24 protein-coding genes, 4 tRNA genes and 1 pseudogene are annotated in these 23,300 nt (G+C 60.9%); 19 read left to right on the forward strand and 10 right to left on the reverse strand.

Annotated elements, in window-relative coordinates; all coding sequences use genetic code 11:
- Positions 1 to 70 precede the first annotated feature (70 nt).
- The 5 genes from ribF to ispH all read left to right on the forward strand — a co-directional run bounded on the left by ribF (position 71) and on the right by ispH (position 6,021).
- The gene (ribF, locus tag C4J87_RS03770) at positions 71 to 1,009 is read left to right on the forward strand and encodes a bifunctional riboflavin kinase/FAD synthetase (RefSeq protein ID WP_010213269.1); all 939 of its coding nucleotides are present in this window, start codon (positions 71 to 73) and stop codon (positions 1,007 to 1,009) included.
- 14 nt (positions 1,010 to 1,023) lie between these two features.
- The gene (gene ileS, locus C4J87_RS03775; RefSeq protein ID WP_124365774.1) at positions 1,024 to 3,855 is read left to right on the forward strand and encodes an isoleucine--tRNA ligase; all 2,832 of its coding nucleotides are present in this window, start codon (positions 1,024 to 1,026) and stop codon (positions 3,853 to 3,855) included.
- Positions 3,848 to 4,360 (forward strand): signal peptidase II, encoded by a 513-nt coding sequence (gene lspA, locus C4J87_RS03780; RefSeq protein WP_124365775.1) that lies wholly within the window; start codon positions 3,848 to 3,850, stop codon positions 4,358 to 4,360. Before ileS ends, lspA begins: the two co-directional genes overlap by 8 nt.
- Positions 4,361 to 4,367: 7 nt before the next feature.
- A complete protein-coding gene (locus C4J87_RS03785) occupies positions 4,368 to 4,808 on the forward strand; it encodes a peptidylprolyl isomerase (protein WP_177412767.1) in 441 nt (146 codons plus the stop codon).
- Between the two features lie 265 nt (positions 4,809 to 5,073).
- The gene (gene ispH / locus C4J87_RS03790) at positions 5,074 to 6,021 is read left to right on the forward strand and encodes a 4-hydroxy-3-methylbut-2-enyl diphosphate reductase (protein WP_124365777.1); all 948 of its coding nucleotides are present in this window, start codon (positions 5,074 to 5,076) and stop codon (positions 6,019 to 6,021) included.
- Here the strand turns inward: ispH and C4J87_RS03795 are convergent.
- Positions 5,975 to 6,555 (reverse strand): annotated as a pseudogene (locus C4J87_RS03795) (GspH/FimT family pseudopilin). The gene ispH and the pseudogene C4J87_RS03795 sit on opposite strands and share 47 nt — an antisense overlap.
- A 204-nt stretch (positions 6,556 to 6,759) precedes the next feature.
- Between C4J87_RS03795 and pilV the strand changes: the two are divergent.
- The 5 genes from pilV (at position 6,760) to thiO (ending at position 10,051) form a co-directional block, all read left to right on the forward strand.
- Positions 6,760 to 7,227: a type IV pilus modification protein PilV gene (gene pilV, locus C4J87_RS03800; protein WP_124368931.1), complete on the forward strand. Its 468-nt coding sequence runs from the start codon at positions 6,760 to 6,762 to the stop codon at positions 7,225 to 7,227.
- Entirely contained in the window at positions 7,224 to 7,931 is a 708-nt protein-coding gene (locus C4J87_RS03805) for a prepilin-type N-terminal cleavage/methylation domain-containing protein (protein WP_124365779.1), read from the forward strand. The genes pilV and C4J87_RS03805 overlap by 4 nt, the downstream gene beginning before the upstream one ends.
- 4 nt (positions 7,932 to 7,935) lie before the next feature.
- Positions 7,936 to 8,466: a PilX N-terminal domain-containing pilus assembly protein gene (locus C4J87_RS03810; protein ID WP_256657867.1), complete on the forward strand. Its 531-nt coding sequence runs from the start codon at positions 7,936 to 7,938 to the stop codon at positions 8,464 to 8,466.
- 11 nt (positions 8,467 to 8,477) lie between these two features.
- Positions 8,478 to 8,879, forward strand: a complete 402-nt coding sequence (locus tag C4J87_RS03815) for a type IV pilin protein (protein WP_124365780.1) — start codon at positions 8,478 to 8,480, stop codon at positions 8,877 to 8,879.
- Positions 8,880 to 8,941: 62 nt separating this feature from the next.
- Positions 8,942 to 10,051 carry a glycine oxidase ThiO gene (gene thiO / locus C4J87_RS03820; RefSeq protein WP_124365781.1) on the forward strand — a complete coding sequence of 370 codons (1,110 nt, stop codon included), beginning with the start codon at positions 8,942 to 8,944 and terminating at the stop codon, positions 10,049 to 10,051.
- On the opposite strand, the gene C4J87_RS03825 is transcribed toward thiO, so the two are convergent.
- On the reverse strand, positions 10,038 to 10,271 hold the full coding sequence (locus tag C4J87_RS03825) for a PP0621 family protein (protein WP_124365782.1): 234 nt from the start codon (positions 10,269 to 10,271) through the stop codon (positions 10,038 to 10,040). The genes thiO and C4J87_RS03825 overlap by 14 nt on opposite strands.
- 126 nt (positions 10,272 to 10,397) lie before the next feature.
- Positions 10,398 to 11,423 (reverse strand): outer membrane protein assembly factor BamD, encoded by a 1,026-nt coding sequence (locus C4J87_RS03830; protein WP_124356980.1) that lies wholly within the window; start codon positions 11,421 to 11,423, stop codon positions 10,398 to 10,400.
- A 149-nt stretch (positions 11,424 to 11,572) separates the two neighbouring features.
- On the opposite strand from C4J87_RS03830, the gene rluD reads away from it, so the two are divergent.
- The 7 genes from rluD (at position 11,573) to C4J87_RS03865 (ending at position 16,669) form a co-directional block, all read left to right on the forward strand.
- Positions 11,573 to 12,535 (forward strand): 23S rRNA pseudouridine(1911/1915/1917) synthase RluD, encoded by a 963-nt coding sequence (gene rluD, locus C4J87_RS03835; RefSeq protein WP_016976299.1) that lies wholly within the window; start codon positions 11,573 to 11,575, stop codon positions 12,533 to 12,535.
- Entirely contained in the window at positions 12,532 to 13,257 is a 726-nt protein-coding gene (pgeF, locus tag C4J87_RS03840) for a peptidoglycan editing factor PgeF (RefSeq protein WP_124365783.1), read from the forward strand. The genes rluD and pgeF overlap by 4 nt, the downstream gene beginning before the upstream one ends.
- A gap of 131 nt (positions 13,258 to 13,388) precedes the next feature.
- Positions 13,389 to 15,953: an ATP-dependent chaperone ClpB gene (gene clpB / locus C4J87_RS03845; RefSeq protein ID WP_124361235.1), complete on the forward strand. Its 2,565-nt coding sequence runs from the start codon at positions 13,389 to 13,391 to the stop codon at positions 15,951 to 15,953.
- Between the two features lie 302 nt (positions 15,954 to 16,255).
- Positions 16,256 to 16,331 (forward strand) — tRNA-Asn (locus C4J87_RS03850).
- 9 nt (positions 16,332 to 16,340) lie between these two features.
- A tRNA-Pro gene (locus C4J87_RS03855) sits at positions 16,341 to 16,417 on the forward strand.
- A 5-nt stretch (positions 16,418 to 16,422) separates the two neighbouring features.
- A tRNA-Lys gene (locus C4J87_RS03860) sits at positions 16,423 to 16,498 on the forward strand.
- A gap of 94 nt (positions 16,499 to 16,592) precedes the next feature.
- A tRNA-Pro gene (locus tag C4J87_RS03865) sits at positions 16,593 to 16,669 on the forward strand.
- Between the two features lie 168 nt (positions 16,670 to 16,837).
- Here the strand turns inward: C4J87_RS03865 and C4J87_RS03870 are convergent.
- From C4J87_RS03870 to C4J87_RS03880, 3 genes are read right to left on the reverse strand one after another with little or no spacing between them, the layout of a single operon-like run.
- Entirely contained in the window at positions 16,838 to 18,136 is a 1,299-nt protein-coding gene (locus tag C4J87_RS03870; protein WP_124361239.1) for an NAD(P)/FAD-dependent oxidoreductase, read from the reverse strand.
- Between the two features lie 60 nt (positions 18,137 to 18,196).
- Entirely contained in the window at positions 18,197 to 18,370 is a 174-nt protein-coding gene (locus tag C4J87_RS03875; RefSeq protein WP_124361240.1) for a DUF3094 family protein, read from the reverse strand.
- 53 nt (positions 18,371 to 18,423) lie between these two features.
- Complete coding sequence (locus tag C4J87_RS03880; RefSeq protein ID WP_124365784.1) at positions 18,424 to 19,053, reverse strand: DUF1780 domain-containing protein; 630 nt, start codon at positions 19,051 to 19,053, stop codon at positions 18,424 to 18,426.
- Positions 19,054 to 19,253: 200 nt separating this feature from the next.
- Between C4J87_RS03880 and C4J87_RS03885 the strand changes: the two genes are divergently transcribed.
- Together C4J87_RS03885 and C4J87_RS03890 are read left to right on the forward strand one after the other, a co-directional pair.
- Entirely contained in the window at positions 19,254 to 19,943 is a 690-nt protein-coding gene (locus C4J87_RS03885; protein WP_124365785.1) for an energy-coupling factor ABC transporter permease, read from the forward strand.
- A gap of 63 nt (positions 19,944 to 20,006) precedes the next feature.
- A complete protein-coding gene (locus tag C4J87_RS03890) occupies positions 20,007 to 20,222 on the forward strand; it encodes a hypothetical protein (RefSeq protein ID WP_124361242.1) in 216 nt (71 codons plus the stop codon).
- Here the strand turns inward: C4J87_RS03890 and yacG are convergent.
- Genes yacG through C4J87_RS03910 form a run of 4 tightly spaced genes read right to left on the reverse strand, consistent with a single transcriptional unit; the run spans position 20,219 to position 23,107 of the window.
- Complete coding sequence (gene yacG / locus C4J87_RS03895; RefSeq protein ID WP_065887991.1) at positions 20,219 to 20,419, reverse strand: DNA gyrase inhibitor YacG; 201 nt, start codon at positions 20,417 to 20,419, stop codon at positions 20,219 to 20,221. The genes C4J87_RS03890 and yacG overlap by 4 nt on opposite strands.
- A complete protein-coding gene (gene coaE / locus C4J87_RS03900) occupies positions 20,416 to 21,039 on the reverse strand; it encodes a dephospho-CoA kinase (RefSeq protein WP_124365786.1) in 624 nt (207 codons plus the stop codon). The genes yacG and coaE overlap by 4 nt, the downstream gene beginning before the upstream one ends.
- The gene (locus C4J87_RS03905) at positions 21,036 to 21,902 is read right to left on the reverse strand and encodes an A24 family peptidase (protein WP_124365787.1); all 867 of its coding nucleotides are present in this window, start codon (positions 21,900 to 21,902) and stop codon (positions 21,036 to 21,038) included. The genes coaE and C4J87_RS03905 overlap by 4 nt, the downstream gene beginning before the upstream one ends.
- On the reverse strand, positions 21,899 to 23,107 hold the full coding sequence (locus tag C4J87_RS03910) for a type II secretion system F family protein (RefSeq protein ID WP_124365788.1): 1,209 nt from the start codon (positions 23,105 to 23,107) through the stop codon (positions 21,899 to 21,901). Before C4J87_RS03910 ends, C4J87_RS03905 begins: the two co-directional genes overlap by 4 nt.
- Between the last annotated feature and the right edge of the window lie 193 nt (positions 23,108 to 23,300).

Consider the following 23,300-nt stretch of genomic DNA (forward strand, 5'->3'; position numbering starts at 1 on the left):
CTGTGCTGTTGCCTGTCGCCCGGGGCCGGGTGTGGTTATAATCGACCACTTTATGAGCAAGAAGCGCGTTATGCAGCTGGTTCGAGGTCTCCACAACCTGCGCCCCGAGCATCGGGGCTGCGTCGCCACTATTGGCAACTTTGACGGTGTTCACCGTGGCCACCAGGCTATCCTGGCCAGGCTGCGCGAGCGTGCGGTCGAGTTGGGCGTGCCCAGCTGCGTGGTGATTTTCGAGCCGCAGCCGCGGGAATATTTCACTCCCGAGACCGCGCCGGCCCGTCTGGCCCGCCTGCGCGACAAGCTGCAACTGCTGGCAGAAGAAGGCGTCGACCGCGTGCTCTGCCTGGCCTTCAACCAGCGCTTGCAAAGCCTGAGCGCCGCCGAGTTCGTCGACCGCATCCTCGTCGATGGCCTGGGCGTGCAGCATTTGGAAGTCGGCGACGACTTCCGTTTTGGTTGCGACCGCGTCGGAGATTTCGATTTCCTGCAACACGCCGGCGTCAACCAGGGGTTTACCGTCGAAGCCGCGCAAACCGTCGAACTGGACGGCCTGCGCGTGAGCAGTACCCAGGTGCGTAACGCCCTGGCCGCTGCCGACTTCGCCTTGGCCGAGCGTTTGCTCGGTCGCCCGTTCCGCATCGCCGGGCGGGTATTGCACGGCCAGAAGCTGGCGCGCCAACTGGGCACGCCAACCGCCAACGTGCAACTCAAGCGCCGTCGTGTGCCGCTGACCGGGGTTTACCTGGTGAGCGTCGACATCGATGGCCAATCGTGGCCGGGAGTCGCCAACATAGGCGTCAGGCCCACGGTTGCAGGTGATGGCAAGGCCCACCTGGAAGTTCACCTTCTGGATTTTGCCGGTGATTTATACGACCGGCGTTTAACGGTGGTTTTCCACCAGAAGCTGCGTGAAGAGCAGCGTTTCGCCTCCCTTGAGGCGTTGAAAACGGCGATCAATGCGGATGTCGCCGCCGCCCGTGCACTAGCCGCACCTAGCGCCCATCGCTAACCGAAGAGCCTTAAATGACCGACTATAAAGCCACGCTAAACCTTCCGGACACCGCCTTCCCAATGAAGGCCGGCCTGCCACAGCGCGAACCGCAGATCCTGCAGCGCTGGGACAGTATTGGCCTGTACGGAAAGTTGCGCGAAATTGGCAAGGATCGTCCGAAATTCGTCCTGCACGACGGCCCTCCTTATGCCAACGGCACGATTCACATCGGTCATGCGCTGAACAAGATTCTCAAGGACATGATCCTGCGTTCGAAAACCCTGTCGGGCTTCGACGCACCGTATGTCCCGGGTTGGGACTGCCACGGCCTGCCGATCGAACACAAAGTCGAAGTGACCTACGGCAAGAACCTGGGCGCGGATAAAACCCGCGAACTGTGCCGTGCCTACGCCACCGAGCAGATCGAAGGGCAGAAGTCCGAGTTCATCCGTCTGGGTGTGCTGGCCGAGTGGGACAACCCGTACAAAACCATGAACTTCAAGAACGAGGCCGGTGAAATCCGCGCCTTGGCCGAAATCGTCAAGGGCGGTTTCGTGTTCAAGGGCCTCAAGCCCGTGAACTGGTGCTTCGACTGCGGCTCGGCCCTGGCCGAGGCGGAAGTCGAGTACGAGGAAAAGAAATCTTCGACCATCGACGTGGCCTTCCCGATCGCCGACGACGCCAAGCTGGCCGAGGCCTTTGGCCTGGCATCGCTGGCCAAGCCCGCTGCCATCGTGATCTGGACCACCACGCCCTGGACCATCCCCGCCAACCAGGCGCTGAATGTGCACCCGGAGTTCACCTACGCGCTGGTCGATGTTGGCGATCGCCTGTTGGTGCTGGCCGAAGAAATGGTTGAGTCGTGCCTGGCGCGCTACGAGCTGCAAGGTTCGGTGATCGCCACCACCACTGGCTCCGCGCTGGAACTGATCAACTTCCGTCATCCGTTCTATGACCGCCTGTCGCCGGTATATATGGCTGACTACGTCGAGCTGGGTTCGGGCACGGGCATCGTTCACTGCTCGCCTGCCTATGGCGTGGACGACTTCGTGACCTGCAAGAAGTACGGCATGGTCAACGACGACATCATCAACCCGGTACAAAGCAACGGCGTGTATGTGCCGTCGCTGGAGTTCTTCGGCGGGCAGTTCGTCTTCAAGGCCGACCAGCCGATCATCGACAAGCTGCGTGAAGTCGGCGCGCTGATGCAGGCCGACACCATCAAGCACAGCTACATGCACTGCTGGCGCCACAAGACCCCGTTGATCTACCGCGCCACCGCGCAGTGGTTTATCGGCATGGACAAAGAGCCGGCCAGCGGCGAAACCCTGCGCATACGCTCGCTCAAAGCCATCGAAGACACTCAGTTCGTCCCGGCCTGGGGCCAGGCGCGCCTGCACTCGATGATCGCCAACCGTCCGGACTGGTGCATCTCCCGCCAGCGTAACTGGGGCGTGCCGATCCCGTTCTTCCTTAACAAGGAAAGCGGCGAACTGCACCCGCGCACCGTCGAACTGATGGAAGAAGTGGCCCAGCGCATTGAACAGGAAGGCATCGAAGCTTGGTTCAAGCTGGACGCCGCCGAGCTGCTGGGCGATGAAGCGCCGCAGTACGACAAGATCAGCGACACCCTCGACGTGTGGTTCGACTCCGGTACCACCCACTGGCACGTACTGCGCGGCTCGCACCCGATGGGCCACGACAGCGGCCCGCGTGCCGACCTGTACCTGGAAGGTTCCGACCAGCACCGTGGCTGGTTCCACTCTTCGCTGCTGACCGGCTGCGCCATCGACGGCCATGCGCCGTACCGCGAACTGCTGACCCACGGTTTCACCGTCGACGAAAACGGTCGCAAGATGTCCAAGTCGCTGAAGAACGTGATCGAGCCGAAAAAGATCAACGACACCCTGGGCGCTGACATCATGCGCTTGTGGGTAGCGTCGACCGATTACTCGGGCGAAATCGCCGTGTCGGACCAGATCCTGGCCCGCAGCGCCGATGCCTACCGTCGCATCCGTAATACCGCGCGCTTCCTGCTGTCGAACCTGACCGGCTTCAACCCGGCCACCGACCTGCTGCCGGCCGAGGACATGCTCGCCCTCGACCGTTGGGCCGTGGACCGTACCCTGTTGTTGCAGCGCGAGTTGCAGGAACACTATGGCGAGTACCGCTTCTGGAACGTCTATTCGAAGATCCACAACTTCTGCGTGCAGGAGCTGGGTGGGTTCTACCTCGACATCATCAAGGACCGCCAGTACACCACTGGCGCCAACAGCAAGGCGCGCCGTTCGGCGCAGACCGCGCTCTACCACATCAGCGAAGCGCTGGTGCGCTGGATCGCACCGATCCTGGCGTTCACCGCCGACGAGCTGTGGGAGTACCTGCCGGGCGAGCGTAACGAGTCCGTCATGCTCAATACCTGGTACGAAGGCCTGACCGAACTGCCGGCCGACTTCGAACTGGGGCGCGCGTACTGGGAAGGCGTGATGGCCGTGAAGGTTGCGGTGAACAAGGAGCTGGAAGTGCAGCGCGCGGCCAAGGCCGTGGGTGGCAACCTGCAAGCCGAAGTCACCCTGTTTGCCGAGGATGGCCTGACCGCCGACCTGGCCAAACTGAGCAACGAACTGCGCTTTGTGTTGATCACCTCCACCGCCAGCCTGGCGCCATTCGCCCAGGCTCCGGCAGACGCCGTGGCGACCGAAGTGCCGGGCCTGAAGCTCAAAGTGGTCAAGTCGGCCTTCCCTAAGTGCGCCCGTTGCTGGCACTGCCGTGAAGATGTCGGCGTGAACCCGGAGCATCCGGAAATCTGCGGTCGCTGCGTGGATAACATCAGCGGTGAAGGCGAGGTTCGCCACTATGCCTGATGCAACCAGTCGTTTCGGACGTCTTGGCTGGCTCGTATTGAGCGTGCTGGTCCTGGTCATCGACCAGGTCAGCAAGGCTCATTTCGAAGGCACCCTGGAAATGTTCCAGCAAATCGTGGTGATCCCGGATTACTTCAGCTGGACCCTGGCCTACAACACTGGCGCGGCCTTCAGCTTCCTCGCCGATGGCGGCGGCTGGCAGCGCTGGCTGTTCGCACTGATCGCCGTGGTGGTCAGTGCGGTGCTGGTGGTCTGGCTCAAGCGTCTGGGCCGTGATGACACCTGGTTGGCCATTGCCCTCGCCCTGGTGCTGGGCGGCGCGCTGGGCAACCTGTACGACCGCATTGCCCTGGGCCATGTGATCGACTTCATCCTGGTGCACTGGCAGAACCGCCACTATTTCCCGGCGTTCAACTTCGCCGACAGCGCCATCACCGTTGGTGCAATCATGCTGGCGCTGGATATGTTCAAGAGCAAGAAAACCGGAGAGACCGTCAATGACTGATCAGGTATTGGCTGAGCAACGCATCGGCCAGAACACGGAAGTCACTTTGCACTTTGCATTGCGCCTGGAGAATGGCGACACGGTCGACAGCACTTTCGATAAAGCCCCGGCGACCTTCAAAGTCGGCGATGGCAACCTGCTGCCGGGTTTTGAAACGGCGCTGTTCGGATTCAAGGCTGGCGATAAGCGCAACCTGCAGATCCCGCCGGAAAATGCCTTTGGCCAGCCCAACCCGCAAAACGTGCAGATCATCCCGCGTTCGCAGTTCGAAGGCATGGACCTGTCGGAAGGCCTGCTGGTGATCTTCAATGATGCGGCGAATACGGAATTGCCCGGCGTGGTCAAAGCCTTCGATGACGCGCAAGTGACCATCGACTTCAACCACCCGCTGGCCGGCAAGACACTGACCTTTGACGTCGAGATCATCAACGTCAAGGCGCTGGTCTAAAATGTGGGAGGGGGCTTGCCCTAATGCCAGTCAGTTAAGACTTTTTGTAGGAGCGAGCTTGCTCGCGAAAAACGTCAACGATAACGCGTGCTTCCTGAATAAACGCGGTGCCTGTGAGTTTTTCGCGAGCAAGCTCGCTCCTACAGACGGTGGTGTACGCTTAACTGACTGGCATTAGGGCTTACCCCCTCCCACCTTTGATCCCCATTGTCCTTTAGGTCAGCACAAACCTGGCCCAAAGTGGCTGCAAGACACGAGGCACAGCATGCAAATCAAACTCGCCAACCCCCGTGGCTTCTGCGCCGGCGTGGACCGGGCGATCGAAATCGTCAACCGCGCCCTGGAAGTCTTCGGCCCGCCGATTTATGTGCGGCATGAAGTCGTCCACAACAAGTTCGTGGTCGAAGACCTGCGTGCTCGCGGAGCCATCTTCGTCGAAGAGCTCGACCAGGTGCCCGATGATGTCATCGTTATCTTCAGTGCCCATGGTGTGTCCCAGGCCGTACGCACCGAAGCGGCCGGCCGTGGCCTGAAAGTGTTCGACGCCACGTGCCCGCTGGTGACCAAGGTGCACATCGAAGTGGCGCGCTACAGCCGTGATGGCCGCGAATGCATCCTGATCGGCCACGCCGGCCATCCGGAGGTCGAAGGCACCATGGGCCAGTATGACTCCAGTAATGGCGGCGCGATCTACCTGGTAGAAGACGAAAAAGACGTTGCCAGCTTGCAGGTGCAAAACCCTGAACGCTTGGCCTTCGTCACCCAGACCACCTTGTCCATGGACGATACCAGCCGCGTTATCGACGCCCTGCGCACGCGATTCCCGGCCATCGGCGGCCCGCGCAAGGACGACATCTGCTACGCCACGCAAAACCGCCAGGATGCAGTCAAGCAACTGGCCGATGAGTGTGATGTGGTGCTGGTGGTCGGCAGCCCCAACAGCTCCAACTCCAACCGTTTGCGTGAGTTGGCTGAGCGCATGGCGACGCCGGCGTACCTGATCGACGGTGCCGAGGACATGCAGCGTAGCTGGTTCGACGGCGTAGAGCGCATCGGCATTACGGCAGGCGCCTCGGCCCCGGAAGTTTTGGTGCGCGGCGTGATCCAGCAATTGCACGCCTGGGGTGCCACCGGCGCCGATGAGCTGGCGGGCCGGGAAGAAAACATTACGTTTTCAATGCCCAAGGAGTTACGGGTTCGCTCGCTGCTCTGAACCCTGGAGGCTGCCTTAACTTCGGCATAGCGCCTGCTCGGTCTTGTCACTGCGCAGGCTGATACGCCCGCTGGGAGCGAGCACGACCTGATACAGACTCTGGGCCGGTTGTGTGTCGCACACATGCACGGTGCCGGCACGAAATCCCCCGCCCGCAAACACTGGCTCCCCCAAACCGCTGAAACGAACCTGGCTGCTGACCGGGCCGTTGCCGGCAACCGGTACTTGCCCGCTGTCCTGTCGCTCCAGTAGCACCGGATTCTCGTCGTCCAGGTGGCCGCGCCCACTGATATCCAGTATCACCCGCCATCCTTGGCTCCAGTCCTCATCCCGCGCATGGATCACCACCGCACGATTGCGTGCAATCGCCTCGGTGCGCGCGTAACGCAGCCCGTCGGCCAGTGCCTGGGCCACGCTTTGTCGCTGCTGCGATTCCAGCAAACCTTTGAAGTTGGGTATGGCCAGTTGCGCCAGAACACCCGTCAAGATCAATCCCAGCAGTAATTCGATCAGGGTGAAACCTCGTTGTGTCATGTGTGCTCCCTCCGTGGATGCGAGTGATCGTCAAGTGGCAGGCATAGGTATAGCGCTTGGTCCCTGGTGCTGAATGATGGCCTTTACGTCCAATGTATTTCCCTTTGTTCCGGTAGCGGCAGCGGTCGAAAACCGACGCTAGTCTTGGGACGCACAGCAGGTTTTTCCTGTTTTCCTGAGGCCTTCGACATGGATGACGACGGTATGCCTTTCTGCCGGAATATATTTTCTCTACGCGCTTTTTATCGGCACCAATCCGGCATGACGCTGATCGAGGTGCTGGTCGCGGTGCTGGTCCTGGCGCTCGGACTGCTGGGGGCCGCAGCGATCCAGCTCAACGCGCTCAAGACCACCGACAGCGCAAGGATGACCAGCCAAGCCAGTTTTATTGCCTACGACATGCTCGACCGTATTCGCGCCAACGCCGCTGTCGATTACTCCCAGGCTCGCACCGGCAGCACCTCGGCTACCAGCGTGCGTGACCTGGACCTGCGTGACTTCGAGGCCAATATCACTGGTTTTGCCGGCAAGGACGCCAAGGGTGCGATAGCGGCCAGCGGCGATGAGGTCACTGTCAGCATCAGTTGGGAGGATGTCAGGAGCAGACTGGGTGAGCGGCAAACCTTCACCCTGACCAGTCGGATCGCCAATGGGCAAGGGCGGTTGCAATGATCCGTCCTGCGCGAGGTTTCGGGCTGGTGGAGTTGCTGCTGGCGCTGGCCGTCGGGCTGGTGGTAGTGCTCGGGGCGAGCCAGGTGCTGATCGGTTCGCGGTTGACCCAGGCCAGCCAGCAGGCCGCCATGGTGCTGCAGGACGATGCGCGGTTCGTCCTGAGCAAGATGACTCAGGATATTCGCCAGACGGGCATGCTGGGGTGTCTGGCCACGGCTTTTATCGACAACGCCCCGGCGGCCTTTGATCGGCCGATTGGCTGGGAAACTTCGACAAGCGCAAAGTCACTGACTCTGGTGACCGCCAATGCCAGCGACAGTACAGGCAAGCCTGACTGGACGGTGGTATCCGACTGCAAAGAGGCCGCCCAGGCCTATACCGGGACGCCGTCTGGGATTGCGCCCGGGCAGATTCGTTTCGCTATACGCGAGCTCACCTACACCTATGAGACGGGTCAGTTGAAGATCAGTACCCCGTCAGCTCCGGCCAAAGCCGTACTGATGGATAACGTACGGGCCTTCGAGATCAGTTTTGGTGTGGCGGCCAGGCCTGAATCGACCGGCGTGGTGCGTTACGACAGCCACCCGGCCGACGCATCGTTGATACGCAGCGTGCGCATCCTCATGACCCTGCAAGACCCCACCGGGCGGGTGAAAGACCAGGCCTACGCCGTCGTGGCGGCACTGCGCAACCGGCTGGATTAGGGCGATGACAATGATGCGGTGTAGCCAGGTGCGGCAGGCGGGGATGGTATTGCTGATCAGCCTGGTATTTCTGCTGTTGTTGTCACTGGTGGGGTTGTCGTCGATGCAGGGCGCGCTCGCTCAGCAGAAGGCGGCTAATAGCCTGTGGCAGCGTAATCAATCGTTCCAGACGGCTGAAAGTGGCCTGCGGCTGGGGGAGTCGGCGGTGCGCAGGGGCGGGCAGGTGATGCCGGTTTGCCAGTCGATCATCAGTTGCGCGCCGCCCGATGAAGCTTCATCGGTGGTGGGCGCCGGACACAATCCGGTCTCGGCGGTGACGTGGGTGGCGTTCAAGGACGGGGTGTATGGCGTTCAATCCCTGGGCGTGGGTTCGGGCCAGACACATTTGCCGCCGTATGCCCCAGCCGCGCTCTTCCGCGTGACGGCCGTCGGGCTGGGTGGCCAATCGCGCACCGTGCTGGAGGCTGTGTATGCGCGGGTGGAGGAGGGCGACGGCGAACGGTTTCGGCGAGTCTTATGGCGGCAACTTCAATAAGGAGCAATCGAATGGGCATGGATAGCCAGGGCTTTACCCTGATCGAATTATTGATCGCCGTGGCGATCATTGCGTTGCTGGGCGGAATCGCTTACCCCGCATATACCGTCCAGGTGAAAAAGGTCCACCGGGTGCAGATCGTCGCGCTGCTGGCCGAGCAAGCTCAGTACCTGGAGCGTTTTTACACGCGCAACGGCACTTATATTGATGCAAGCGGCGTCAGTACAGGCAACGATCACTATAGAATCAGCTCAGTCTTGAACCCTCAGGACTTTGCCTTGCTGGCCACGCCTGCCACGGGCTCTGTCATGGCGGACGACGCCTGTGGCCGGTTCAGCTTGACCAGCACCGGCATGCGGAGCAATCCGGGAGCGGCGCCAGAGATGCCGCTCAAGGCATGCTGGGGGCAGTGATGAGAGTGCTGGATGAATGGGCGCCGGGCGCGCTTTTACCTTTTTATCGGCTGGATCAAATGATGGCTAAGCAACAGCGAGTAGTGATTGTCGGCGGCGGAGTGATTGGCTTGTTGACGGCATACAACCTGGCGAACCGGGGGCTGGCGGTCATATTGCTGGAGCGCGCCGGGCTTGGGCAGGAATCATCCTGGGCCGGCGGCGGAATTGTTTCGCCGTTGTATCCGTGGCGCTATAGTCCGGCGGTGACCGCTTTAGCCCACTGGTCCCAGGATTTCTACCCGCAACTGGCGCAACGGCTGTTCGCCGCGACCGGGGTTGATCCTGAGGTTCACACCACGGGCCTGTATTGGCTCGATCTGGATGACGAAGCCGAGGCTCTGGCCTGGGCTGCGCGTGAAGGCCGGCCCTTGAGCAAAGTGGACGTGTCGGCCGTCCATGACGCGGTCCCGGTGCTGGGCGGCGGTTATTCGCGGGCGATCTACATGGCCGACGTGGCCAATGTGCGCAATCCGCGCCTGGTCAAATCACTCAAGGCGGCGTTGTCGGCGCTGCCCGGTGTGACGATTCACGAGCAGTGCGAGGTCGCTGGATTTATTGTGGAAGGCGGCACTGTGGTGGGCGTGAATACGTCTGCTGGCGTCATCACGGGTGATCAGGTGGTGCTTGCGGCCGGTGCCTGGAGCGGGGCGTTGCTGGGAAAACTGGGCTTGGCGCTGCCCGTGGAGCCGGTAAAGGGCCAGATGATCCTCTACAAATGCGCGCCTGATTTTTTATCGAGTATGGTCCTGGCCAAAGGACGCTATGCGATCCCGCGACGGGATGGGCACATTCTGATTGGCAGCACCCTGGAGCATGAGGGGTTCGATAAAACGCCGACCGAAACCGCACTGGAAAGTCTCAAGGCTTCTGCGGTGGAACTGCTTCCCGCCCTGGCGGACGCCGAGGTGGTGGGGCATTGGGCGGGGTTGCGGCCCGGCTCGCCGGAAGGCATCCCTTATATCGGCGAGGTGCCCGGCTTCAAAGGCCTGTGGCTCAATTGCGGGCACTACCGCAACGGCCTGGTGCTTGCCCCGGCGTCCTGCCAGTTGTTTGCCGACTTGTTGCTGGGGCATGCGCCGATCATCGACCCGGCACCTTACGCGCCCGCCGGTCGACTTAACGCTGGATAGACTTCGGCCCTTGCTGCAGGTGCGCCTGGGTGCAATACCATTGCTGGCCCGAGCTCAGGGCACGATCCTGCGGCACATGCACGCCGCAATGGGCGCAACGCACCATCAGTGCGGCATTGGGTTCGCCGGTACGGGGTTGGCCGGACGCTGCGCTTTTAAATTTGCGCCAGAGCCATACCGCAGCGGCAATGACGGCGATCCAGAACAATAGACGAAGCATGATGGGCAGTTTCTCGATGAGGAATGCGCCAGTTTAGCCAAGGTCGCCATGGGCGCACAGCGCAATAAATACTCGCCCATGAAAAAGGGAGCTCCTGAGAGCTCCCTTTTGCGTTGCGTCGAACGGTCAGTCGAACACACCGAAGGTCATGTAGCTGAACCACGAGCGGTCCTGGTTGTTGCCCAGGGCTTGCGGCTCTTCCTCTTCGATCACGTCGCCGTTCTCGTCGTGCGGCTTGAGATCCGAAGGAATCGCGTCCTTGGCGTCCTGGTACTGCTTGATCACGTCCTGGTTGGCGCGTGTTTCGCCCGGCGGCAGCGGTGGGCGGGACTCGATCAGGCCCAGGGTGTATTTGCTCAGCCACGAACGGTTGTCGGCTTCGTCAACCTGAGGCACGAACTGGCCGTCTTTCAGGCTTGGGTGGTCCGGATAGTTGAGCTTCAGGGTTTCCAGGCTGGTGCTTGCCAGTTCGTCCAGGTGCAGGCGCTGGTAAGCCTCGGTCATCACGGCCAGGCCGTCGCCCACCGAAGGGGTTTCCTGGAAGTTCTCCACCACGTAGCGGCCACGGTTGGCGGCGGCCACGTACGCCTGACGGGTCAGGTAGTAGTGGGCCACGTGGATCTCGTAGGAAGCCAGCAGGTTGCGCAGGTAGATCATGCGCTGCTTGGCGTCCGGCGCGTAGCGGCTGTTCGGGTAGCGGCTGGTCAGCTGGGCGAACTCGTTGTAGGAGTCGCGGGCAGCGCCCGGGTCACGCTTGGTCATGTCCAGCGGCAGGAAGCGCGCCAGCAGGCCGACGTCCTGGTCGAACGAGGTCAGGCCCTTCATGTAGTAGGCGTAGTCCACGTTCGGATGCTGCGGGTGCAGGCGGATAAAACGCTCGGCAGCGGACTTGGCAGCTTCCGGTTCGGCGTTTTTATAGTTGGCGTAGATCAGCTCAAGCTGGGCCTGGTCGGCATAGCGTCCGAACGGATAGCGCGACTCCAGGGCCTTCAGCTTCGCTGTGGCGCTGGTGTAGCTATTATTGTCCAAGTCAGTTTGAGCTTGCTGGTATAGCTCGACTTCGCTCAGGTTTTCGTCGACGACGTCCTTGGTTGACGAGCAAGCAGCAGTCATGGCGAGGATGGCGATCAGCAGCAGGTGTTTCACTTGCATGGCGGCTTGCGTCCCTATGACGGCCGCTGTCTTGGGCGGGGCCGTCCTGTTATGATGAGCGCCCCGTTGAAAGCCTCGGGGCAAAAGACGCCGTATTTAACCACAAGCGCGCAGCCGAAACCAAAGGCTGTGCCACGCCTAGTCTGAGCATGTCCGATAAAATTGAACTTCGCGCAGAGGTGCCGTCCGAATTGGGCGGCCAACGCCTCGATCAAGTCGCCGCACAATTATTCGCTGAGCACTCGCGCTCGCGCCTTTCCGCCTGGATCAAAGACGGCCGCCTGACTGTGGATGGAGCGGTTATCCGCCCGCGAGACATAGTGCATGGCGGTGCGATTCTTGAGCTGACTGCCGAGCAGGAAGCCCAGGGAGAATGGGTTGCCCAGGACATCGAGCTGGATATCGTCTATGAAGACGACGACATCCTGGTCATCAACAAACCCGCAGGCCTGGTGGTTCACCCGGCTGCCGGGCACGCTGATGGCACCTTGCTCAATGCCCTGTTGCACCACGTGCCGGACATCATCAATGTGCCGCGCTGCGGCATCGTGCACCGTCTGGACAAGGACACCACCGGCCTGATGGTGGTGGCCAAGACCATTCAGGCGCAGACGCAACTGGTTACTCAATTGCAGAGTCGCAGCGTCAGCCGGATCTACGAGTGCATCGTGATCGGCGTCGTGGTGGCCGGGGGCAAGATCAACGCCCCTATCGGTCGCCACGGCCAGCAGCGCCAGCGCATGGCGGTGATGGAGGGCGGCAAGCAGGCCGTCAGCCACTATCGCGTGCTGGAGCGTTTCCGTTCCCACACGCACGTGCGGGTCAAGCTGGAAACCGGTCGTACCCACCAGATCCGCGTGCACATGGCCCACATCAACTTCCCGTTGGTTGGCGATCCGGCCTACGGTGGTCGCTTCCGTATTCCGCCGGCGGCCAGCCAGACCATGGTTGAATCGCTCAAGACGTTCCCGCGCCAGGCGCTGCATGCACGCTTCCTGGAACTGGATCATCCGACGAGCGGTAAGCGCATGAGCTGGGAATCGCCGCTTCCAGACGATCTGGTCTGGTTGTTGTCGCTGCTCAAGCAGGATCGCGAGGCGTTTATCGGATGAGTGACTGGCTGATACCTGACTGGCCCGCGCCGTCTCAGGTCAAAGCCTGCGTCACCACCCGTGCGGGCGGCGTCAGCGTGGCGCCGTTCGACAGCCTCAACCTGGGCGATCACGTCGAGGACAGCCTTGAGGCGGTCCTGGAAAATCGTCGCCGTCTTACCGATGCCTTCGGTATCCAGCCGGCCTGGTTGCGCCAAGTCCACGGGACCACTGTGGTCGAGGCCGACCCGGGTCGTATCGCCGAAGCGGATGGCAGTTGGACCAGCACCCCTGGTATCGCCTGCACCGCGATGACGGCTGATTGCCTGCCTGCATTGTTCTGCAATCGAGCGGGCACCCGTGTGGCGGCGGCTCATGCCGGTTGGCGTGGGCTCGCGGCCGGGGTGCTGGAGGCAGCCTTCGACAGCCTGGGGTGCGACCCCGCCGACGTGCTGGTCTGGCTCGGCCCGGCCATTGGTCCGCAGGCCTTTGAAGTCGGACCCGAGGTGCGTGAAGCCTTCATGCAACAACTACCTGCGACTGCCCAGGCCTTCGTGCCCAGCTGTAATCCCGGCAAGTTCATGGCCGATATCTATCAGCTCGCCCGTCTGCGCCTGTCTGCGCGGGGCATTAGCGCTGTGTATGGTGGCGGTTTGTGCACCGTAACCGACCCGCGCTTCTTTTCTTATCGCCGCAGCCCACGCACGGGCCGGTTCGCCTCCCTTATCTGGCTCGAACGCTAGACTGTCCTGATCTGTATCAACCATCCGCTGCTTGAATCCCCCAGAATCCACCCCATCTATAGGGGTATCTGGCAGGTTTCTTCATTCAGGATGTTTCTACAGCTCCGGCCTGCTCAAAAGGAAGGTGACTTATGCGTATTGATCGTTTAACCAGCAAATTGCAGTTGGCCTTATCGGACTCCCAATCCCTGGCGGTCGGTCTCGACCACCCGGCAATTGAACCTGCGCACTTGATGCAGGCGCTCCTGGAGCAACAAGGTGGTTCTATCAAGCCCTTGTTGATGCAGGTGGGCTTTGACATTAACAGCCTGCGCAAGGAGTTGAGCAAAGAGCTCGACCAACTGCCGAAAATCCAGAATCCTACCGGCGACGTGAATATGTCCCAGGACCTGGCGCGCCTGCTGAACCAGGCTGACCGCCTGGCCCAACAGAAAGGTGACCAGTTCATCTCCAGCGAGCTCGTGCTGCTCGCCGCCATGGACGACAACAGCAAGCTCGGCAAATTGTTGCTGGGCCAGGGTGTGAGCAAGAAAGCGCTGGAAAACGCCATCAACAATCTGCGCGGCGGCGAGGCGGTGAATGACCCCAACCACGAGGAGTCGCGCCAAGCCCTGGATAAATACACCGTTGACCTGACCAAGCGCGCCGAAGAGGGCAAGCTTGACCCGGTCATCGGCCGTGACGATGAAATTCGTCGCACCATCCAAGTGCTGCAACGCCGTACCAAGAACAACCCCGTGCTGATCGGTGAGCCTGGCGTGGGTAAAACCGCCATCGCCGAGGGCTTGGCCCAGCGCATCATCAATGGTGAAGTGCCGGACGGCCTTAAAGGCAAGCGCCTGCTGTCCCTGGACATGGGCTCGCTGATCGCCGGCGCCAAGTTCCGTGGCGAGTTCGAAGAGCGCCTCAAATCCCTGCTCAATGAATTGTCCAAGCAGGAAGGGCAGATCATTCTGTTTATCGACGAACTGCACACCATGGTCGGTGCCGGTAAAGGCGAGGGCTCCATGGATGCCGGCAATATGCTCAAGCCTGCCCTGGCGCGAGGCGAGTTGCATTGCGTCGGTGCCACCACGCTCAACGAATACCGTCAGTACATTGAAAAGGACGCGGCTCTGGAGCGGCGTTTCCAGAAAGTGCTGGTGGAAGAACCCAGCGAAGAGGACACCATCGCCATCCTGCGTGGCCTGAAAGAGCGTTATGAGGTCCACCATAAAGTCGCGATCACTGACGGCGCGATCATTGCGGCGGCCAAGTTGAGCCATCGCTATATCACCGATCGTCAATTGCCCGACAAGGCCATCGATTTGATCGACGAAGCGGCCAGCCGGATTCGCATGGAGATCGACTCCAAGCCGGAAGTGCTCGACCGCCTGGATCGCCGCCTGATTCAACTGAAAGTCGAATCCCAGGCGCTGAAGAAAGAAGAGGATGAGGCGGCGAAGAAACGTCTGGAAAAACTCCAGGAAGAAATCGTCCGCCTGGAGCGGGAGTATTCGGACCTCGAAGAAATCTGGACCTCGGAAAAAGCCGAAGTGCAGGGTTCGGCGCAGATCCAGCAGAAAATCGAGCAGTCGCGCCAGGAGCTGGAAGCCGCACGCCGCAAGGGCGATCTGAACCGCATGGCCGAGTTGCAGTACGGGGTGATCCCGGACCTGGAACGCAGCCTGCAGATGGTCGACCAGCACGGGCACAGTGAGAACCAGTTACTGCGCAGCAAGGTGACCGAGGAAGAAATAGCCGAGGTGGTCTCCAAGTGGACCGGCATTCCTGTGTCGAAAATGCTTGAGGGCGAACGCGACAAGCTGCTGAAGATGGAAAGCCTGTTGCACCAGCGCGTCATTGGCCAGGAAGAGGCCGTGGTGGCGGTGTCCAATGCGGTGCGGCGTACCCGCGCCGGGTTGTCCGACCCGAATCGCCCGAGTGGATCGTTCATGTTCCTCGGCCCGACCGGAGTGGGTAAGACCGAGCTGTGCAAGGCCTTGGCCGAATTCCTCTTCGATACTGAAGAGGCGATGGTGCGCATCGACATGTCCGAGTTCATGGAGAAACACTCGGTGGCTCGCCTGATCGGCGCACCACCAGGCTATGTGGGCTACGAGGAGGGCGGTTACCTGACCGAGGCCGTGCGGCGTAAGCCTTACTCGGTGATCTTGCTGGACGAGGTCGAGAAGGCGCACCCGGATGTGTTCAACATCCTGTTGCAAGTGCTCGAGGACGGCCGCCTGACCGACAGCCACGGCCGTACAGTGGATTTCCGCAACACGGTGATTGTGATGACCTCTAACCTGGGCTCGGCGCAGATCCAGGAGTTGGTGGGCGATCGCGAGGCCCAGCGGGCAGCGGTGATGGATGCGCTGACCTCGCACTTCCGCCCGGAATTTATCAACCGGGTGGATGAAGTGGTGATCTTCGAGCCTTTGGCCCGGGATCAGATTGCCGGTATCACCGAGATCCAGTTGGGACGCCTGCGGGCACGCCTGGCCGAGCGCGAACTGGCGCTGGAGCTGAGCAGTGAGGCGTTGGACAAGCTGATCGCGGTGGGTTACGACCCGGTGTATGGCGCACGGCCGTTGAAGCGCGCGATCCAGCGCTGGATCGAAAACCCGCTGGCACAGCTGATCCTGTCGGGCAGCTTTATGCCCGGCACCCCCGTCAAGGCGACGGTGGAGAACGACGAAATCGTCTTCCATTAAGCCTGGCAGCCAGTGCTGTAAGAGGAGGCCCCGCATTCGGGGCCTTTTTTTTCGATAGGGCGTTGAACTGTAAGGCAAAGGCTTGTAAAGTGCGCCCCGCAGCAACGTCAGCCCACGGGTTTCTTCTCCCCAAGAAGAAATCAGAAAGAAGCGCAAATCATTGTCTTAAAAGCAATTTAAAGGGTTGACAGGGGTTTTTAAGATTGTAGAATAGCGCGCCTCAGAGACGCTAACGTAGCGATACGGACAGGGTCGAAGAGAAGGTTTTACCGTAGTAAAAGTTGCACTTTGAAATATGTAGTTCCGTGATAGCTCAGTCGGTAGAGCAAATGACTGTTAATCATTGGGTCCCAGGTTCGAGTCCTGGTCACGGAGCCAATTTCAAACCGGGGTATAGCGCAGTCCGGTAGCGCGCCTGCTTTGGGAGCAGGATGTCGGGAGTTCGAATCCCCCTACCCCGACCATATTTGGGTCGTTAGCTCAGTTGGTAGAGCAGTTGGCTTTTAACCAATTGGTCGTAGGTTCGAATCCCACACGACCCACCATTTTTGAGACCAGTTAACGCTGGAATCAGATCTTAAGATCAGAGGCCAAAAGCACTGATCGAAGAAGGCGACTGAAAGGTCGCCTTTTTATTACCGGGGTATAGCGCAGTCCGGTAGCGCGCCTGCTTTGGGAGCAGGATGTCGGGAGTTCGAATCCCCCTACCCCGACCATATTAAAAATCCTCGTATTGAAAGATACGGGGATTTTTTTTGTCTGAAAATTATCTCAAGTTCAACACAGCACCAATGTGGGAGGGGGCTTGCTCCCGATAGCGGTGGGTCAGTTAAGTATTTTTACCTGACCCACCGCTATCGGGAGCAAGCCCCCTCCCACATGTCTCAGTGCAGTTTCAGACGCGGCTCAGTCCCCCGACCGATCTTGCTGCCCAGCATCAGCATCGCCGTGCGGAAAAAGCCATACAGCGCCATCTGGTGCATACGGTACAGCGACACGTAGAACATCCGCGCCAGCCAGCCCTCCAGCATCACACTGCCGGTCAGGTTGCCCATCAAGTTGCCCACGGCGGAGAATCGCGACAGCGAGATCAGCGAGCCGTAGTCGGTGTACTTGTAGGTCGGCAGCTCCTTGCCTTCAATCCGCAGCTTCAGCGATTTGGCGAGCAATGAAGCCTGTTGGTGAGCGGCTTGCGCGCGTGGCGGAACATTGCGGTCGGTGCCCGGTTGCGGGCAGGCGGCGCAATCGCCAAAGGCGAAGATGTTTTCGTCGCGGGTGGTCTGCAGCGTCGGCAGCACCTGCAGTTGGTTGATGCGGTTGGTCTCCAGGCCATCGAGGTCCTTGAGAAAACCCGGTGCGCGAATCCCGGCGGCCCACACTTTAAGGCTGGCCGGGATCACCTGGCCGCTGCTGGTGATCAGCGCGTCGGCGGTCACTTCGCTGACGGCCGAGTTGGTCAGCACGGTCACCCCCAATTTTTCCAGGGTTTTATGCACAGGCCCGCCAATCCGCTCCGGCAGCGCGGGCAATACCCGAGGGCCGGCTTCGATCAGGGTGATGTGCATGTTTTCCGGCTTGATACGGTCCAGGCCGTACGCTGCCAGCTCATGGGCCGCGTTATGCAGTTCGGCGGCCAGTTCGACGCCGGTGGCGCCGGCGCCGACGATGGCGACGCTGATCTGTTCAATGGTGTCGGTTTGCCCGGCGTGTGCGCGCAGGTAATGGTTGAGCAACCGCTGATGGAAGCGCTCGGCCTGCTTGCGGGTGTCGAGGAACAGGCAATGCTGCGCCGCGCCCTCGGTGCCGAAATCGTTGGTGGTGCTGCCCACGGCAATCACCAGGCTGTCGTAGCTCAGTACGCGCGCAGGTACCAGCTCCCGGCCCTCTTCGTCGAGGGTGGCGGCCAGTTGGATTTTCTTCTGTTCACGGTCAAGCCCGCTCATACGCCCCAGCTGGAACTCGAAGTGGTTCCATTTCGCCTGGGCGACGTAATTGAGTTCGTCTTCCGAAGAGTTCAGCGAGCCGGCCGCGACTTCATGCAGCAGCGGTTTCCAGATATGCGTCAGGTTGGCGTCCACCAGCGTGATGCTGGCTTTGCCGCGTTTGCCCAGAGTCTTACCCAGGCGGGTCGCTAGCTCCAGGCCGCCGGCACCGCCGCCGACGACAATAATACGATGGGTCATGGGGATATCTCGCAAGGCTAAAAGAAATCGGAGCAGTTACCCCCGCGAGCGCCAGGCAGCTCATAGCGTCAGGTAACTCAAAAGGCGGCTCAGCAAGCCGAGCCCGATCACCACCACCAGCACCACACCAAGGAGCAGCCACGGCCTGAAAGGCTTGCGCTCGACTCTGTGCTGGGAGAGTTGCAGGTACTCTTCGACATGCTGTTGGTCATCGGGTTTCAGGCGGCTGGTCATAAAGGCCTCGTCAGGTAGACGTTGCAAAAGGGCGCCACGTTACAGCCAGGGCATCAAAGGCTGATGCCCACATCGAACACTATGCTGCGGCCCAGGTTGTTGCGCAAGAAATCCGGCGCTTCCGGATGCGCGAACAGTACCCGCGCAAAGGTTGGCCCCACCAGCGACAGCGAGCGCCAGCCCTGGCGCAGATATTCGGTAGGCGGTGGGAAGTGGCTGTTGAGGTCCAGCACTTCGCGTTTGAGGCTGGTGAAGGCAATGAGGTCCAGTTCCCCCAGGTCCATTCCGCGTTCTTTGTAGTTGTGCGCTTTTTTGCGCAGGGTCGGGGCCAGGCGCAGGAGGAACTCGTGGGCAGGGATGCGCCTTGGCTTGGCTTCGCGGCGCACCAGTTGGCTCAAGGAAAAGGCGCTGCGCCGGCGCAGCAATTCGTCGCGCCATTCGTCGTTCAGCCGGCGGCCTTCGTCCAATACGAAGAACACCTCAAAACTGGCGTCGCGAAACAGCACGTCCGGCGGCTCCTGGCCGGCGGCGTGGAACTCCTCGGCGCGATAGGGCACGTTCAAGCCTTGCAACAGGCGCTGACAGACCCAACGCTCACGCTCCCATTTGCGGGCATTGGACAGGAACGCGTTGGCTTGTTCGGCTGCTACGGTGAGCAGGCGCAAATAATCTGAGTCATCCATAGGCGTAGCTTAGCGTTCAAATGATGACCGCAGGAAGACTCGTTGCGGGCCCAGCGTTGCTCAGCCTTACAGCTGGCTACCCTGTAACCTGGCGATGTAATCTGACTATCCGGCAGCGACTCTGGAAACGAGGCGTTCATGTACAGGATCAATGCGGCCAGGCCCATGACGGGCTATGAGGCGGCTAGACAGGTGAAACGGTGATCGGCGCGGCGGTACTGATGCCGCAGACCCTTGGCATCGGCTGGCTGTTGTATGCCCCGCTGGTGGTCTGGGCGATCTGGCGTGCGCCTTGGGTCGAGGTGTTTGCCGACCGACGGCGCCAGCATTTGCTGTTCGGCACGGTGTTCGCGCTGTTCATGTTATGGCTGGTGCGGCGGGATTTCGATACGGGGGTGTCTTACCATTTTATCGGCATGACCGCCGTGACCTTGCTGCTGGACTGGCCGTTGGCGATCGTGGGTGGGTGTGCCGCGCAGTTGGGTTTGGTCTGGCTGGGGCGTCAGGATTTCGCCGCAGTCGGTGTGAACGGCCTGCTGTTGATTGGGCTACCGGTGCTGGTGACCGAAACCTGTGCGGCGCTGGTAGAGCGGGCGCAACCGCGAAACCCTTTTGTGTACATCTTCTGTTCCGGCTTTTTGGCTGCCGCCTTGTCGGCGTTGCTGTGCCTGTTGGCCGGCCTGGGGCTGCTATGGTTCGATGGACGATTTGCGATGCCGGAATGGCTGGAAGACTTTGTAGGCTACCTGTGGCTGATCATCTTTCCCGAAGCGTTTATCAACGGCATGGTGATCAGTGCCCTGGTGGTGTTCTGTCCGGACTGGCTGGAGACGTTCAACCGCACCCGCTATCTCTCGGCGCCGTGGAAGGATGACGATTCGCGGGATTGATCCAGATCAAACACCGGATGGCCGCACGGGCCCATGCTCGTCGAAATTTCAGGAGCACGAATCATGAGTGTGTACGAATGGGCACGGCAGGAGTTGCGCAGGAGCCAGGACGCCGCACAGGAAATCGGGTTTGATCCGGGCCTGACCCTGCGCGCCATGCTCAGCGCGGTGGTGGAGCAGAGCAAGGGCGTGCGCAGCTTTGAAGACCTGGCCGACGAGTTGCAATACCTTGCGGAAAACCTCGACGACCAGCAGGAATACGCCTTTATGCGGCCTTAGTGGCGCGGCGGCAGGTCTTCGGAAAACAATTCGTCTTCGGCGTCAGGGGCCACCGGGATCTTGTGTTCTTCAGCAGCCCAGGCGCCCAGGTCGATGAGTTTGCAACGGTCCGAGCAGAACGGCCGGTTGAGGTTGTCGGGTTTCCATTCCACGGGGGCGCCGCAGGTTGGGCAATCGACGGTCAAGGGTTGGCTCATGATCGGCCTCCACGCAAAGTGAGATAAAAGTGGTGCAGTCGCTCGACCTCGCCGTGCAGCCAGGCAAGGTCCTGGTCATTGACCAATACGTCATCGGCATGGTTCAGGCGGTCTTCGCGGCTCGACTGGGCCTTGAGAATGGCCTGCACCTGTTGCTCGCTGATGCCGTCGCGCTGCAGGGTACGCTGAATCTGCAGTGATTGCGGCACGTCGATCACCAGGATCCGTTGGGTCATGCTGTATTGACCGGATTCGATCAGCAGCGGTGACACCAGAATCGCGTAGGGTGATCGGGCGCGCGCCAGATGGTCGCGAATCTCTTCGGCGATCAGCGGATGCAACAAGCCTTCCAGCCAGAGACGTTCGGCGGGTACGTCAAAAATCAATTTTCGCAACGCGGCGCGGTCCAGCTGGCCGTCCGGTTGCAGCACGCCGCTGCCGAAATGTTCGGCAATGCGCGCCAGTGCCGGCCGGCCGGGCTCTACCACCCAGCGGGCTGCATGATCGGCGTCGATCAGGTCGACACCCAACTTGGTGAAGTGCTGGGCCGCAGCGCTTTTACCGCTGCCGATCCCGCCCGTAAGGCCGAGAATCCAGGGTGTTGCAACAGGAGTGGTCATCTGAAACCGACAGACTGCAAATAGAAGTCGGTTATTTGACCACCCCAGAGCAATGCAATCCAGCCGGCAATTGCCAGGCAGGGGCCAAATGGCATCGGCACCGACGCTCCGGTCTTGCGCCAGCGCATCAGCAGCACGCCGACGAACACGCCGAGCAGTGACGCCATCAACAGCGTCATCGGCAGGATTTGCCAGCCACCCCAGGCTCCCAACAATGCGAGTAGCTTGAAGTCACCATGGCCCATGCCATCCTTGCCGGTGACCAGCTTGAACAGCCAGAACACGCTCCACAGGCTCATGTAGCCAAACACCGCGCCCCATAACGCATCGGGCAATGTCGCCAGCAGGCCCGCGCTGTTGACCATAAGCCCCAGCCATAGCAGTGGCAGCACCAATGCATCCGGCAGCAACTGGTGATCCACATCGATCAGGCTCATGCCCAGCAGCCCCCAACTCAGCAGCAGCACCGCGCCCGCCTGCCAGCTGAAACCGAAATGCCAAGCGACATTCGCGCTGATCAGCGCGCATGCCAGTTCGGTGAGGGGGTAACGCGCGCCGATGGTTGCATGGCAATGGCTGCAACGCCCCTTGAGCATCAGGTAGCTGAGCACGGGGATGTTTTCCCAGGGGCGAATCCGCTGGTCGCAGCGCGGGCAGCACGAGCCGGGGTGCATGAGGTTATAGACCGGCCCCGCCGGTACGACGGGCAGGCCGAGAATTTCATGGGCCTGGGCGCGCCATTCCCGCTCGAGCATTTTGGGCAGGCGCCAGACCAGCACATTGAGGAAACTGCCAACGATCAGGCCCAGCAGCAGCGCCACGCCCACAAACACCCAGGGCTGCTCGCCCAGCAACGCACTCAAAATGCCGACCCTAATTGAAACACCGGCAGGTACATCGCAATCACCAATGCACCGACAATGCTCCCCAGCACGACCATGATCAGCGGTTCCATCAGGCTGGTAAGGTTATCGACGAGGGTTTCTACGTCGGCCTCGTAATGGCTCGCGACCTTGTCCAGCATGCGGTCCAGCGTGCCGGACTCTTCGCCGATTGCTGTCATCTGGATCGCCATGCCGGGAAACAGCCCGCTGGCGGCCATGGATTGATTCAACTGCATACCCGTTGATACATCGTGGCGCATATGTTCGATTGCCTGTTTGAAAGGGCCGTTACCGACGGCGCCGGCCACTGAGCCCAGTGCCTGCACCAGGGGAACACCTGCCGCAAAGGTGGTTGAAAGCGTGCGGGCGTAGCGGGCGACGGCCGCTTTGTTCAACAGTTTGCCTGCCAGGGGGACTTTCAACAAACCCGCCTCCAGCCCGTGGCGAAAACCCGGCGAAAGCCGGTAGGCGTGGCGCAGCGCGCCTATTGCCGCGCCCAGGCCCAGCGCCAGCATCCACCAGGCCTGTCGCAGAAAGTCGGAGAGGGCGATGACCCCCAGGGTAAAACCGGGCAATGGGCTGTCGACCCCGGCGAACAGGTTCTGGAATTGCGGCACCACCTGCATCAGCAACACTGCGCTGACCAGGCTGGCCACCACCAATACGGCGAGAGGATAGGTCATGGCTTTCTTGATTCTGGTCTTGAGCCGTTGGCTTTTTTCCAGATGAATGGCCACTCGCTCCAGCAGCGTTTCCAGGGCACCTGCCTGTTCACCGGCGGCAATCAAATGGCAGTACAGCTCATCGAAATAACGGGGGTATTGGCGCAGCGTGCTGGCCAGGCTGTTACCGGCGGCGACGTGTTGTTTCAAACCCTCGACCAACTCGCGCAGCGCTCGGTTCTCGACGCCCTCGCGGATGATGTCGAAAGCTTGCAACAAGGGGATGCCAGCCTTCAACAGCGTCGCCAGCTGGCGGGTGAACAGGGCGATGTCGGCGGACTGAATCGGCGGAGCCAGGCTTGGCAGGCCCGACGATTTCCTGCGCACACGCTCGGGGCAGATGCCTTGCTGGCGCAGTTGCGCCTTGATCAGCGCCAGGTCATGCCCCGTGGTTTGCCCGCACACCCGGCGGCCTTTGCGGTTGATGCCTTGCCAGGTGTAGATCGTTGAGGTGTCGTTCATGTCGCCTTCGCACATGCAGGTTGAGAATTTACAGCTTAGTCAGAGGGCGGATGCAGGCCAGGCTGGCGTTGGCCGATAAAATGTCAGATTGTGCGTCTGGTACGCGATGGGCCACGCAGGGATGAGTACACTGGCGCCGCTGCACAATACGGGGCGCAGGACGCGCCTTGTCATGGTTCTATTCTGGAGAGTG

This window comes from Pseudomonas sp. R1-43-08, assembly GCF_003852255.1.
Lineage (GTDB): Bacteria > Pseudomonadota > Gammaproteobacteria > Pseudomonadales > Pseudomonadaceae > Aquipseudomonas.

What these genes read in the sequence shown, in the direction of transcription:
- ribF (WP_010213269.1), top strand. Translation starts at nt 71, where the DNA reads ATGCAGCTGGTTCGAGGTCTCCACAACCTGCGCCCCGAGCATCGGGGC.
- ileS (WP_124365774.1), top strand. Translation starts at nt 1,024, where the DNA reads ATGACCGACTATAAAGCCACGCTAAACCTTCCGGACACCGCCTTCCCA.
- lspA (WP_124365775.1), top strand. Translation starts at nt 3,848, where the DNA reads ATGCCTGATGCAACCAGTCGTTTCGGACGTCTTGGCTGGCTCGTATTG.
- ispH (WP_124365777.1), top strand. Translation starts at nt 5,074, where the DNA reads ATGCAAATCAAACTCGCCAACCCCCGTGGCTTCTGCGCCGGCGTGGAC.
- pilV (WP_124368931.1), top strand. Translation starts at nt 6,760, where the DNA reads ATGCCTTTCTGCCGGAATATATTTTCTCTACGCGCTTTTTATCGGCAC.
- C4J87_RS03805 (WP_124365779.1), top strand. Translation starts at nt 7,224, where the DNA reads ATGATCCGTCCTGCGCGAGGTTTCGGGCTGGTGGAGTTGCTGCTGGCG.
- C4J87_RS03810 (WP_256657867.1), top strand. Translation starts at nt 7,936, where the DNA reads ATGACAATGATGCGGTGTAGCCAGGTGCGGCAGGCGGGGATGGTATTG.
- C4J87_RS03815 (WP_124365780.1), top strand. Translation starts at nt 8,478, where the DNA reads ATGGGCATGGATAGCCAGGGCTTTACCCTGATCGAATTATTGATCGCC.
- thiO (WP_124365781.1), top strand. Translation starts at nt 8,942, where the DNA reads ATGGCTAAGCAACAGCGAGTAGTGATTGTCGGCGGCGGAGTGATTGGC.
- C4J87_RS03825 (WP_124365782.1), bottom strand. Translation starts at nt 10,271, where the DNA reads ATGCTTCGTCTATTGTTCTGGATCGCCGTCATTGCCGCTGCGGTATGG.
- C4J87_RS03830 (WP_124356980.1), bottom strand. Translation starts at nt 11,423, where the DNA reads ATGCAAGTGAAACACCTGCTGCTGATCGCCATCCTCGCCATGACTGCT.
- rluD (WP_016976299.1), top strand. Translation starts at nt 11,573, where the DNA reads ATGTCCGATAAAATTGAACTTCGCGCAGAGGTGCCGTCCGAATTGGGC.
- pgeF (WP_124365783.1), top strand. Translation starts at nt 12,532, where the DNA reads ATGAGTGACTGGCTGATACCTGACTGGCCCGCGCCGTCTCAGGTCAAA.
- clpB (WP_124361235.1), top strand. Translation starts at nt 13,389, where the DNA reads ATGCGTATTGATCGTTTAACCAGCAAATTGCAGTTGGCCTTATCGGAC.
- C4J87_RS03870 (WP_124361239.1), bottom strand. Translation starts at nt 18,136, where the DNA reads ATGACCCATCGTATTATTGTCGTCGGCGGCGGTGCCGGCGGCCTGGAG.
- C4J87_RS03875 (WP_124361240.1), bottom strand. Translation starts at nt 18,370, where the DNA reads ATGACCAGCCGCCTGAAACCCGATGACCAACAGCATGTCGAAGAGTAC.
- C4J87_RS03880 (WP_124365784.1), bottom strand. Translation starts at nt 19,053, where the DNA reads ATGGATGACTCAGATTATTTGCGCCTGCTCACCGTAGCAGCCGAACAA.
- C4J87_RS03890 (WP_124361242.1), top strand. Translation starts at nt 20,007, where the DNA reads ATGAGTGTGTACGAATGGGCACGGCAGGAGTTGCGCAGGAGCCAGGAC.
- yacG (WP_065887991.1), bottom strand. Translation starts at nt 20,419, where the DNA reads ATGAGCCAACCCTTGACCGTCGATTGCCCAACCTGCGGCGCCCCCGTG.
- coaE (WP_124365786.1), bottom strand. Translation starts at nt 21,039, where the DNA reads ATGACCACTCCTGTTGCAACACCCTGGATTCTCGGCCTTACGGGCGGG.
- C4J87_RS03910 (WP_124365788.1), bottom strand. Translation starts at nt 23,107, where the DNA reads ATGAACGACACCTCAACGATCTACACCTGGCAAGGCATCAACCGCAAA.